Annotated in this window: 11 protein-coding genes and 1 other annotated feature; of the genes, 9 read left to right on the top strand and 2 right to left on the bottom strand. The window is 33.1% G+C overall.

Going from position 1 to position 12,911, the window contains the following annotated elements; translation table 11 throughout:
* Positions 1 to 9: 9 nt before the first annotated feature.
* The 8 genes from eat (at position 10) to IAI10_RS18920 (ending at position 8,465) form a co-directional block, all read left to right on the top strand.
* The gene (eat, locus tag IAI10_RS18955) at positions 10 to 1,326 is read left to right on the top strand and encodes an ethanolamine permease (RefSeq protein ID WP_315674874.1); all 1,317 of its coding nucleotides are present in this window, start codon (positions 10 to 12) and stop codon (positions 1,324 to 1,326) included.
* A 107-nt stretch (positions 1,327 to 1,433) separates the two neighbouring features.
* Positions 1,434 to 2,789, top strand: a complete 1,356-nt coding sequence (locus tag IAI10_RS18950) for an ethanolamine ammonia-lyase subunit EutB (protein WP_315674873.1) — start codon at positions 1,434 to 1,436, stop codon at positions 2,787 to 2,789.
* A 125-nt stretch (positions 2,790 to 2,914) separates the two neighbouring features.
* The gene (gene eutC / locus IAI10_RS18945) at positions 2,915 to 3,649 is read left to right on the top strand and encodes an ethanolamine ammonia-lyase subunit EutC (protein WP_315674872.1); all 735 of its coding nucleotides are present in this window, start codon (positions 2,915 to 2,917) and stop codon (positions 3,647 to 3,649) included.
* A 472-nt stretch (positions 3,650 to 4,121) separates the two neighbouring features.
* The gene (locus IAI10_RS18940) at positions 4,122 to 5,456 is read left to right on the top strand and encodes a helix-turn-helix transcriptional regulator (RefSeq protein WP_315674871.1); all 1,335 of its coding nucleotides are present in this window, start codon (positions 4,122 to 4,124) and stop codon (positions 5,454 to 5,456) included.
* A gap of 12 nt (positions 5,457 to 5,468) precedes the next feature.
* Positions 5,469 to 5,627, top strand: a complete 159-nt coding sequence (locus IAI10_RS18935) for a hypothetical protein (protein WP_315674870.1) — start codon at positions 5,469 to 5,471, stop codon at positions 5,625 to 5,627.
* Between the two features lie 157 nt (positions 5,628 to 5,784).
* On the top strand, positions 5,785 to 6,981 hold the full coding sequence (locus IAI10_RS18930; RefSeq protein WP_315674869.1) for an MFS transporter: 1,197 nt from the start codon (positions 5,785 to 5,787) through the stop codon (positions 6,979 to 6,981).
* 305 nt (positions 6,982 to 7,286) lie between these two features.
* Positions 7,287 to 7,712 (top strand): HIT family protein, encoded by a 426-nt coding sequence (locus tag IAI10_RS18925; protein WP_315674868.1) that lies wholly within the window; start codon positions 7,287 to 7,289, stop codon positions 7,710 to 7,712.
* 309 nt (positions 7,713 to 8,021) lie between these two features.
* Entirely contained in the window at positions 8,022 to 8,465 is a 444-nt protein-coding gene (locus IAI10_RS18920) for a thioesterase family protein (RefSeq protein ID WP_315674867.1), read from the top strand.
* 105 nt (positions 8,466 to 8,570) lie between these two features.
* On the opposite strand, the gene ilvN is transcribed toward IAI10_RS18920, so the two are convergent.
* Positions 8,571 to 9,074, bottom strand: coding sequence for an acetolactate synthase small subunit (ilvN, locus tag IAI10_RS18915; RefSeq protein WP_315674866.1), 504 nt, complete (start codon positions 9,072 to 9,074; stop codon positions 8,571 to 8,573).
* A gap of 11 nt (positions 9,075 to 9,085) precedes the next feature.
* The gene (gene ilvB, locus IAI10_RS18910; protein ID WP_315674865.1) at positions 9,086 to 10,711 is read right to left on the bottom strand and encodes a biosynthetic-type acetolactate synthase large subunit; all 1,626 of its coding nucleotides are present in this window, start codon (positions 10,709 to 10,711) and stop codon (positions 9,086 to 9,088) included.
* A 265-nt stretch (positions 10,712 to 10,976) separates the two neighbouring features.
* Positions 10,977 to 11,208: a binding site (T-box leader), on the top strand.
* Positions 11,209 to 11,326: 118 nt separating this feature from the next.
* Between ilvB and cimA the strand changes: the two genes are divergently transcribed.
* The gene (gene cimA, locus IAI10_RS18905) at positions 11,327 to 12,910 is read left to right on the top strand and encodes a citramalate synthase (protein WP_315674864.1); all 1,584 of its coding nucleotides are present in this window, start codon (positions 11,327 to 11,329) and stop codon (positions 12,908 to 12,910) included.
* Position 12,911 lies beyond the last annotated feature (1 nt).

The raw sequence follows: 12,911 nt of genomic DNA, 5'->3' as shown, positions 1-12,911 counted from the left end.
AATCATATCATGTCAAACAAACTAAAAAAAACCTTGTCACCATTTCAGCTTTGGTCAATAATAGTGGGGATGGTTATATCCGGAATGTACTTTGGATGGAACAATGCTATGGCCTTCACTAGTCCTATGGGTTTTATAGTGGCTACACTTATCGTTACAGTATTTTATACAGCTTTTATGTTTAGCTATGCTGAACTTGCTACAGCTATACCAGATGCTGGTGGTTCTTCAGAATATGCAGTAAGAGCTATGGGCAGATTTGGAGGATTTTTTGCAGGAGTTTCTACAATTATGGAATTTTTATTTGCTACTCCTGCTATTGCAATATCTATAGGAGCCTATGTAAACTTTATTATTCCAGCCATACCTGTTACTGCTGCAGCACTTGTATTTTATGCTATATTTGTAGTTATAAATTGCGGAGGAGTAAAGACAGCGGCTATAATTGAAACTGTAGTTACCATAGTGGCTATAATAGGACTTATAGTATTTGCAGGGGCCACAATTGGACATGTAGATTTTTCTAAGATAGTTGGCGGAGACACTCATAAAGGCGGCATCAAAGGAGTATTTAGTGCCATCCCTTTTGCTATATGGTTTTATCTTGCTGCTGAAGGCGGAGCAATGTCGGCTGAGGAATGTAAAAACCCTAAGAAAGATGTGCCTAAAGGCTTTATATTAGCAATATTAACTTTAGTGGTATTAGCTTTGATCACTTTTGTCTGCACCGCTGGAGTGCTTGACATTAAAACTATGGGAGCTACTGACTCGCCTCTTCCGGATACCCTTGATGTCATATTTGGTAAGGGCAATGTACTTTCAAAACTCATGGGCTTTATAGGAATATTTGGACTTGTAGCTAGTCTTCATGGGATAATAATAGGATATTCAAGACAGGTATTTGCTATGTCTAGAGCAAACTATCTTCCTAAATTTCTGTCAAAGGTTAATTCTAAGGGAGCTCCAGTGGCAGCTACTATAATACCAAGCCTTATAGGAATGATATTTGTACTTACTAACAATACTGCTACAATTATAGTAATATCCAGCTTTGGTGCAATTGCACTTCATGCTGTGAGCATGATATCCTTCTACATTTTGAGAAAGAAAGCTCCTAATATGGAAAGACCTTATAAGGTTAATTCGGTTTTGCCAATGATAGCTATAGTAATTGATGCTATATTCTTAGTTACAGTTACTTACTCAAACATTAACACATTATCTTGGGTAATGCTTGCTTTTGTTCTATCCTTTGTTTATTATTTTATATATTCTTTTATTACCAGAAATTCAGTGAGCGAAGTAAGAGATGAGGAAGCTGTATAAGCTTGCTATATTTTAAGAAAATGTTGATATAGGCTTTAATTTATGCCAATATCTTAAAGTATATCCAAATAAAAAATAAATTTATACAAGTAAGACAGGTGATATTCATGAATTTAAAGACCACATTATTTAATAGAGTTTATGGGTTTAAGGATATAAAGGATTTGCTTGCAAAAGCCAATGAGGAAAAATCTGGTGATGCCTTAGCTCAGATAGCAGCTGAAAGTACTGCAGAGAGGGTTGCAGCAAAGATGGTTTTAGCAGATGTCACCTTGGAGCAGCTTATGAATAATCCTGTAGTGGATTATGATAAAGATGAGGTAACTAGAGTTATTCAAGACGGGATTAACAAGGAACAATACAATAAAATCAAAGCTTTAACCCTGGGAGGATTCAGAGACTTTATACTTTCTGCCAGTGAAGAGGATATAAAATCCATACGAGATGGATTAACTGCAGAAATGATAGCAGCTGTAACTAAGCTTATGACCAATATGGATTTGGTATATGCTTCAAAGAAGCTTTGTAATACTGCTACCTGTAACACCACCATAGGAAAAAGAGGAACCTTATCTTCAAGACTTCAGCCTAATCATCCCACTGACAATGTGGAAGGAATAATAGCTTCAGTAATGGAAGGAGTAAGCTATGGAGTGGGAGATGCGCTTATTGGACTTAACCCAGTAACTGATACTATAGACAGCATTTCAGCTGTATTGAATAAATTTAATGAATTTACATCAAAATGGAAAATACCTACCCAAAATTGTGTGCTTGCACATGTGACTACGCAGATGGAGGCCCTTAAAAATGGAGTGCCTATAGATTTGATGTTTCAAAGCTTGGCAGGTTCAGAAATTTCCAATAGAGCTTTTGGGATAAGCGTAGCCTTACTGGATGAGGCTTACGCTCTAATGAAGGAAAAGAAGAGTTCTAAAGGACCTAACTTCATGTATTTTGAGACAGGACAAGGCTCTGAGTTATCCTCGGAAGGACATAATGGCGCAGATCAATTAGTGATGGAAGCACGCTGCTATGGATTAGCTAAAAGATATAATCCGTTTTTGGTTAATACGGTAGTAGGCTTTATAGGACCGGAGTATTTATATGATGGAAGGCAAGTTATAAGAGCAGGACTTGAGGATCATTTTATGGGGAAGCTTACTGGGTTATCTATGGGTTGCGATACTTGCTATACTAACCATATGAAGGCGGACCAAAACGACTTGGAAAACCTGGCGATGCTTTTAACCATGGCAAATTGCAATTATTTCATGGGCATACCCGGTGGAGATGATGTAATGCTTATGTACCAGTCCTCCAGTTATCATGATGTGGCTTCTTTAAGAGAAATAACAGGAAAAAGAACTATAGCCGAATTTGAAAAAAGAATGGAGGAGCTTGGAATACTGGAGAATGGATTACTTACAGAAAGAGCAGGAGACCCCTCTATATTTGCATAACTATCTAAATATAAGGCTCTGTTTTAAATAAGTGTTGATTTTTACACTTATTTAAAACTTCCTTCGGTGGCTAAGGCTATGTTTTAAAACATAGTGAATTTTTAATTGTATAGGCGGTGAAGAATATGGAGGAAAACAGTACAAATATAGATAATGCAATAGATGAAGAAATGTGCAAAAGACTTAAAGACACCACTCCGGCAAGAATCTGCGTAGGAAGAGCTGGGGCAAGACTTAAGACAAACACTTTGCTAAAGTTTAGAGCAGATCATGCTGTAGCTATGGATGCGGTGTGGTCTGCTGTAGATGAAAATATAATTGATGAACTGGGTTTTATAAAAGTACAAACCTTAGTAAGAGATAAAGAAGAGTATATAACAAGACCTGATCTTGGAAAAAGGTTCTCTGAGGAAACTATTGAATATATAAAAAAGAACTGTGTTCATTCGCCTCAGGTTCAGATAATAGTAGGAGACGGTTTAAGCTCTACAGCTATCGATGCAAATACAAAGGATATATATTCTATAATTTTAGATGGACTTAGCGCAAAGGGCTATACTGTTGGAACACCTATATTTGTAAAATATTCGAGAGTGGCTACCATGGATAAAATAAGTGAAGCTTTGGACGCAGAGGTTACCATAATTCTCATAGGAGAAAGGCCTGGACTTGCTACAGGAGAGAGCATGAGCAGTTATATGGCTTATAGAGCCAGCACTAAAAAACCTGAATCACAGAGAACGGTTATATCTAATATTCACAGGAATGGAACCCCACCAGTAGAAGCAGGAGCACAGATAGTTGATGTGATAGAGATAATGATGAGAGAGAAAAAAAGCGGAGTAGATTTGAAAATATAAATATTGACTCAGAAAAAGTATATTGGAACTTTTTGGACTGAATCCTATATTAAGAAGGAATCAGTCCTTTTAATTTGTTTTTTATATTAATAAATAGTTAATTTCAGTAAAAAAATATATTGACCTCAATTACATACATTTGCATATTAAGTGTTTTTATACAAAATATTGAATTCATGCGTTTTAAATTATAAATAAATTAAAAAACAAGGAAATTATGTTATTTTTGCTTAAGTTATTTCTTTATAACAGCATTAATGTATAATAATGGATGTCGAATATGGGAAAATAGAAAAAATGAAAATTTGTCTAAAAAATATTATAATAAATTAAAACAAATTAAAACATAAGTAAAAAATATGCATGTTGCTTGAAATATTTGGATGATAAATTATAAACTATATCAAATTAGGAATTATTAGGTAAAAATAAAAGAGAAGCATGTGTTATAAAGGAGAGGAGGCAAAATTAAATGTTTGACAATGAGATATTAACTACTGGGCAAAAACTATATGAGATAAGAAAAAAACTAAATTTAACGCAGGAAGACTTAGCTGAAGGTTTTAGTCGCACTAATATATATCTCTATGAAAAAAAGAATAAAAAAATACCTCCTGATATTGGTAAAATAATAGTCAGAAAACTGAACGAGAAGATTGCTTTTAGCAATACAAATTTAAAAAAAATTACTCTTGAATGGCTGCTTGAGGATGAAGATACTCAGGCTAATAATTTAGTTATAAAATATAAAGAAAAACTTATGCAAGCTAAGGAAAACAAAGAACAGATTGATGGGATAATAAAGGATATTAACTATGTAGAGATACTAATTAAAACATATAAAATAAGAAAAGATCTCATCCTAGAGATTTATACTTGTGCTGTTGAAATGTATTATAGTTACAATAGCATCCAGGAATGTAAGATATATGCGCTTAAAACGTATAATATGGCAGCTATTAATAAATCTTGGAGCTATTTTATGAAGGCTATTTTATATATAATCAGATCATTATATAAATTGGGTCAATATATGGATATTGAGGTATATGCAGAAATTGCTATAAAAGCAGGTCAAGACTATAAAATTGAGCGTAATGAAGATTTAATGATTATATACTATAATACGGCATCAGCATTTTCCAAATTAGAAAAACCTCAAAAATGCATTGAATATCTGGAATACTTAAAGGATTTTAACTTACTTCCAGAGAAGCGTTTTGATACAATGCTATTAAAGGCTGTAAGCTACAGAAAACTAAATAGATATAAAGAAGCAGAAGCTATTTTATATAAAGTTATAAATGAAGCAAAAGAAAAAGAAAATCTAAATGCCATAGCTCTGGCATATTCCAATTTAGCAACATTAAAGGCAAAAACTAATTCATTAGAAGAAATTTTTAAATATATTGATTTTGCTATTAATATAAGATGCAGCAATAATTATAGAGTTATAATTCTACATGATTGCATAAACTCAGCTATAAAATGTGATTATAAAAAATTTATAGTTGAAAATTATTTGATGGCAATTGAAAGCGTACTGCAATTAAAAGATAAAAACATGATCAATGAAACTATAAGTCAAATTTTTAATTATTTTAAAAGAAATTCCATGATAGAAGAAATTGAATTGCTGCTAAGTACAGTAAGCAACATGATATTTCAATACCAAATAACTAATATTGAGCTAGGATATATATTTTTAGATGCTATAGAGATATTCAAGGGAACTAGTAATAAGGAAAGAGTTTTGGATCTTTGTTTGAAAGTTCAACATACTCTGCTTATAAGAAGTAAATATTAGGAGATGGCTATAATGAAATTCAAAAAGATTAAAAAGCTTTTATTTTCATTATTGATTATTATCACAATGTTGACGACTTCCGGTATAGCTGTAATCACTTCAATGGTAAGTAACGGATCTTTAGCAGCTACCAATGAAACACAAGGCGATGGAGAACCACCGATATGGTAACAGAAAAGACACTCTTTATGAGTGCCTTTTTTGTGTAAAAATTATATTGTATCTTTCTACATTTTAATTATAACATACAAACTTTGTAAAATATAGTCTTATATTTTACGGCCATTTTTGGTAATATGTGTTTACTATGCAATTAGGAGATGGTAGTTTGTATAAAGATTTATTAAAAAACAAAAACTTCACATTATTAGCTATAGGGGGCTTTATTTCTTCCATTGGGGATTATCTGTACACTATAGCTGTCACTGTATATCTTTATAGCATAACCAATTCGGTTTTATCAGTAGCATTAATGTGGCTGTCTAGAGGAGTTTTGAGGATACCTGATTTATATTTATCTGGCATAATTGCGGATTATTTTAATAAGAAAAAAGTAATTGTTTGGGTTAATTTATTAAGTGGAGTAGTAGCCTTAATTTTTATATTTGGAAACCAGCACAGATTATGGCTTATATATGTTCTGACCTTTCTCCTTCAAGCCTTAAGTGACATGGAAGTAAGCTCTGAAAATGCTATATTGCCAGAAATTGTACCTAAGGATCAATTAGCACCAGCAAATTCTGCTTTCTCTTTTCTGCAGTCTACAAGCATATTTCTATCTCCAGCTATTGGCGGAATTTTATATAAGCTCTATGGAGCAAATCTATTATTTATTATTAATTCTGTTAGCTTTATCATAGCTACCATTATGTTTATAGCTATAAGGTATAAATTTGTAAAGAATAAAGAAGTTAAAGAAAGAGAAGGGATAATTAAGCTTGGAATAGACGGGTACAAAGTTCTGTTAAACTATGCAAATGTGAAGATTATATTTGTTATTGCCAGTGTTTATGCTGTCTTAGGAAGATTTTATGAGGTGTATAAAGTAGTAATAGCGGATAAATTTTTGAATATAAAGCCTGAGGGAATAATTTATTTTGATTACGCTTTAGCTATTGGAGGATTGCTAGTTCCGATTATCATAAAGGCTCTTTCAAAGGAGGATACCGTTAAAATATTTATACTATCCACTTTGGCTATAAGCTTTTTCTATATTATATTTGGGTTCTCAAAAAGTTTTTTAATAACCTTTGCCATAATGGTGCTGTTAGGTTTTACTCAAAATATTCAAGGCATTTATTCCAGCACCATAATACAAAACAATATTCCTCAAAATTATTTGGGAAGGGTATTTTCTTTTTATAAGATAGTTCTTACTTTATTCGCTTTATTAGGTATAGCTATTGCAAGTCCTATGTATAATTGCATAGGTGTAAGTATTTCTATTTTGATAGTTTCTGTGATTTTAATTATGATGTGTATATATCAATTTAAAGGGGTTATTAATGGTTCAGGGGTAAAATAAACAAACTTCCGTTGAAGCAATATCAATATATATATAGTTATCTAGTTATATGTAATAAGTAAGAATTAAAAACTATGGTAAAATTTGCTTTAAGCAAATTTATAAATTGAAATCGTCTCTTAAAAGAGTCGATTTCTACATAAACTCTTCATTTTTGCTTTTTACTTCTTAATTTTTTCACCTTTTGAAGAATTTTATATTATGAATTGAAAATGTTTTAAATTGATATTGTAAAATATATTTTAAGTGAGTTATAATATATTCAATTGCACACGTGTGCAAATTCTTAAAGAGGAGTAATGAATATGAGTAATGAAAATTCTTGTTTTTACTGTGAAAAGGACCAGAGATTAGATGATTTAATGATTAAAATAAGTAAGCTTCAGGCTTCAACTGTTTACTTGTTTAGGGAGCAAACCTATAAGGGCAGGTGTGTAGTTGCTTATGATAAGCATGTAAAAGAGTTATATGAATTAAATGCTGAAGAACTTGCTGCGTTTATGGGAGATGTTACTAAGGTAGCTAGAGCAATCCAAAAAGCCTTTGGAGCTGACAAAATAAACTATGGAGCTTTCTCAGATAAGCTTCCTCATCTTCACTTTCATATAGTTCCAAAGTACGAAGGTGGATATAGCTGGGGAGGAACCTTTGAAATGAATCCTAGCAATAATCTTAAGCTTAGCAATGAAGAATATAATGATATAATAGCTGCAATAAAGGCTAACCTATAAAAATAAATGGTTATGTTTTAAATCAGTGTTGATTTTTATACTGATTTAAAACTTCCTTCAGTTTGGGAGGCTGTGTTTAAAAATGTTGATATTATCGTTAGAGTTCCTTCCATGGGTTCTGAAAGAAACCATGCCACTACGAAAAAAGCCATTATCAACATCCTTTTAAAACATAACCCGATAAATAAGTGCTGTCGCAAAATTAATAGAAATTAATTGGCGGCAGTTTTTAATTTGAAATCAAATATTTCATTAGCTATAATATATTTAGTGATAGTTTTTACAAATATATAGGTTTGAGGAGAAAAAATGAATAACAGTATTCAACTTTATAAACGTAAAGCATTATATTATGAGACAGATCAAATGGGAATCATACATCATTCAAATTACATACGCTGGTTCGAGGAAGCTAGAATAGATTTGATGGAGCAAATAGGTTGTGGCTATAAGGATATGGAAGAAAGCGGAATAATGAGCCCTGTAATGAGCATAAATTGCGAATATAAATCCATGGTACGCTTTGGGGATGAGATATTTATTATTCCTAAGGTAGAAGAATTTAAAAATGGGATTAAACTGGTGCTTTCCTACAAAGTAATGGATGCAGCTACAAAAGAGGTAAGAACTACTGGTAAAAGTGAACATTGCTTTTTAAATAAAAATGGACGACCTATTTCTTTGAAAAGAGAATCTAAGAAAGCCTATGAAGCTATAGAAAGTATTGTAGGTATAGATTTTCAGGATGAATAGCTAACCATATTAATAGGCATATGCGAAAAAGAATTTTTGGCTTAGATAAGCATATAAAAGTGTTTATCTAAGCCCATTAAATTATTTGATATTATATTTGGAGTTCTAGAAACTCTTAGAAATTGCAGCTTCACTGCCTCTTTGGAGAGCGGTAAGTCCCGTTCTTATAAGCTCTATGATGCCAAAAGGGCGAAGCATTTCGATTAATGCAGATATTTTTGAACTGTCACCAGTAGCTTCTACTATCATACTTTTTTCATTTATGTCTATTATGTTAGAGCGAAATATGTTAGCAACTTCTATTATAGAAGAACGGTTTTGCAAAGTTGTGGATACCTTAATCAATGCAATCTCTCTGGAAACAGCTTTGCTAAGATCTATAACCTGTACTTTTATAACATCAATGAGCTTATTAAGCTGTTTTATTATCTGTTCTATGGTAGCATCATCGCCATTGGCAGTTATAGTAATTCTTGAAGTAGTGGGATCTTCCGTAATGCTCACATTAAGGCTTTCTATGTTGTAACCACGCCTGCTGAATAGTCCAGAAACTTTGCTTAAAACACCAGGATGGTTTTCTACAATTATGGATAAAACATGCTTTTTCATATCCTTACCTCCTAAATTAACGTCTTGGTTTCAGTGCTTATTAAGCATTCTATAAGCGTACTTTTATCAGAAGCCAAGGCAGCCTTAAGAGCATCTTGAAAAGCTTCAACCTTAGTTACTTTAACGCCGTTAATGCCGTAAGCCTCTGCAAGTCTTGTGAAATTAGGATTTAAAGCCATATCAACTCCGAAAGAATTATTATACTTGGCATTTTGCAGCTCTCTTACCATACCTAAGCCATGATTATTAAATAAAATTATGATAAGTTTTACCTCACAATTTATCATAGTTGCAAGTTCCTGAAGGCTCATCTGAAAAGCTCCATCACCTACGCTCACAATTACTGTTGTATCAGGTGCTGCCAGTTTAGCACCTATGGCAGCAGGCAGTGAGTATCCCATAGTTCCGAGACCTCCTGAGGTAAAGAAAAGTCTTTCCCCAATTATTTCATAGTTTTTAAGTGCCCACATAAGATTTTGTCCTACATCGGAGACTAATATTGTGGAATTGTCACATTCCTTTGATAAGCAGCAAATTATATCCTTAGGATTGACGTAATCATCAGCAGTAGCTACTGAAGCACCATTTTCAGATAAATAGGTATCTTTTATGGCTTTTATTTCATTTTTCCAGGAGTCTATATTGGGAGCAGAGATATTTTTATTTAATTCGCTTAGAATTTCTTTAGCATCACCTACCACTGGAATAGAAGTTTTGAAAGTTTTTCCGATTTCTGCGGCATCTATATCTATATGAATTATTTCCTTATGATTATAGTTTTTTATGTTAGCTATGCTCCTGTCGCTAAATCTAGCCCCCACAGAGATAATAACATCTGACTTAGAGATTATTTCATTGGCAAAGGCGTCCCCATGCATACCTATAAAACCAATAAATTCTGAATATGTGGAATCTACAGCATCTTTACCCATGAGAGTATGGACCGCAGGAAGCTTTGATTTATTTAAAAATTCCATTATTTCAGCTCTTGCATTTGAGCAAGCTACACCTCCTCCAACTACAACGAGAGGCTTGGAACTGGAATTTATTTTATCTACTATTTTCTTTAGCTGAAGTTTGTGACCAGAGGTTTTAGGTTTATAGCCTCGTATATTAACCTCAAAGGAATAATCAAAATCTATATTTTTATTTTGTAGATCTACAGGAATGTCTACTAAAACTGGACCTGGACGTCCGCTTTTTGCTATATAAAAAGCTTCTTTAAGTATTCTAGGTATGTCTTTTTCATTTTTTACAAGATAGCTATGTTTGGTGAAAGGTTCAGTGGAACCAGTGATGTCAGCTTCCTGAAATACGTCCTTACCTATCACGGAAGTGTTTACTTGACCAGTTATTATTACAATAGGAATTGAATCCATGTAAGCAGTGGCAATTGCGGTTATAATATTAGTAGCCCCAGGACCGGAAGTTGCCATGCATACACCAACTTTGCCAGAAGCTCTGGCATAGCCATTGGCACAGTGGCCAGCAGCTTGTTCATGTCTAACTAAAATATGAGATATGTCAGTCTTTCTTAGTTCTTCATATATGGGTGCTACGGCAGCACCTGGATAGCCGAAAATCACATCCACATTTTCCTCTTGCAAGCATCTAACAATAGCTTCACAAGCTTTCATTTTTTAGCCCCCTTTATTAAATTTTGATTCTGATAAAACAGAATCTGCCCCATTATTTTTATAAATTATAATAGTAAAATATATTAAAGTCAATGAATAAATACAAGTAAAAATTAATTTTTATAACTCTGTCTGAAAAATCAATACTTTCTAAGTATAAAAAAATATTTTTTTAAATTCTTTAATTTTATCCCTTTATTATAATGAAATTTTCATAATATATTGACAATCATCTATAAATATGTTAAATTTAAAAACAATAATTATAAAAACTTTGATAAGGAAGAGTAATCTTTGAGGAGGCTTAAAAGAGAGTGGGGTAGGTGAAAGCCCACAGTTTATGCAAGGATGAAAATCGCCTTGGAGTTGTAGGCCGAAATTTAAGTAAGCTTTGCCGGAGAAAATCCGTTATTATTAAGAGATTTATAATTTGAAAATGATATTTATTTTGGAATTATAAGATTTGGGTGGTACCGCGAGCAGAATTTGCCCCATTGGGATGAGTTCTGTTTTTTTGTACTATTTTTACAAATGCATAATTAAAATTTATTGAAAATTCTCTTTTTTTACTTCTATTAAAGTTATGGGGATTATAAAAAGAAGGGGGCTTTATTATTGGATTTCAATAAACAAGTTTATATTTATGACACCACTTTGCGTGATGGGGCTCAGGCAGAGGGAATTTCTTTTACACTGGAAGATAAAATAAAAATTTGTAAACTCCTAGATGATTTTGGAGTGGATTATATAGAAGCTGGAAATCCAGGTTCAAATCCTAAGGATATAGAATTTTTTAATAGTATATATAAACTTAAGTTAAAAAATGCTAAATTAGTAGCTTTCGGCAGTACTAGGAAACCTTATTCTAAAGTAGAAGATGATAAGGGACTAAAGGCTATTTTAAATGCTAATACAGCTACAGTAGCTATCTTTGGCAAGTCTTGGGATATGCATGTGTTTGAAATATTGAGGACGGACTGTGATGAAAATTTAAAAATGATTAGAGATACTATTAAGTATCTTAAGGATAATGAAAAAGAAGTGGTTTTTGATGCAGAACATTTTTTCGATGGGTTTAAAGCTAACAAAGAGTATGCCATAAGCACGTTAAAAGCAGCCGAAGCAGCAGGTGCAGATTGGCTTGTGCTTTGCGATACTAATGGAGGCACTCAACCTGATGAACTAGTAGAAATTATAAAAGAGACAGAAAAAAAAATAAACCTTCCTTTAGGAGTTCATTGTCACGATGATATGGGAATGGCAGTAGCTAATTCAGTTATGGCAGCAAAGAACGGAGCGAGGATGCTTCAGGGAACCATTAATGGCTATGGTGAAAGATGCGGAAATGCAAATCTTGTATCCATAATACCAACTCTAAAAATCAAGGTTAAAACTGAATTTAACTGCGGAGAAAATATTCAAGGAATAACGGCTGTTTCCAGGCATGTGAGTGAGATAGCCAATATGGCTCATAGTGAAAAAGCACCTTATGTTGGTAATAGCGCTTTTGCTCACAAAGGAGGCATGCACATAGATGCGGTGTTGAAAAATCCAAAGTCTTTTGAACATATAGAACCAGCTTTGGTGGGCAATAATAGAAGAATATTAATGTCAGAGGTAAGTGGGAAAAGCACCGTGGTAAAAAAGATACAGAAAGTAGCACCTTGGATTACAAAGGATTCTGTAGAGGCCCAAGGTATAATAGATAAGCTTAAAAGCTTGGAGTATGAAGGCTATCAATTTGAAGGAGCGGATTCTTCCTTTGAACTTATGGTTAGAAAAATGCTTGGAATATATAAGAGCTTTTTCAAAGTAAAGGACTTTAGAGTAAACTGCGAAGATAAATGGCTTGAAAAAAATAGCGCTTATGCAGTAATTAAAGTTGAAGTAGATGGAAGAGAAGAGCTTACAGCAGGAGAAGGAGATGGACCTGTAAATGCCATGGATGTGGCACTGAGAAAAGCACTTTTGGTGTTCTATCCTCAGCTTAAAAAAATAAGGCTAAACGATTATAAGGTAAGAGTACTCGATACTACAGAAGCTACAGCGGCTAAAGTGCGAGTTCATATAGAGAGCACAGATGGAAATAAGGTTTGGGGAACAGTTGGGGTATCAACAAACATAATACAAGCCAGCTGGGAAGCTTTAGTGGATTCCTTAGAGTATTTCTTATATGAAGAAAGTAATAAAAATGATTAGG

Source organism: Clostridium sp. 19966, from assembly GCF_032335695.1.
In the GTDB taxonomy this organism is placed as follows: domain Bacteria; phylum Bacillota; class Clostridia; order Clostridiales; family Clostridiaceae; genus JACTOJ01.
Note: the sequence above shows the minus strand (reverse complement) of the source record. Positions and strands in the feature narration are given on the sequence as shown.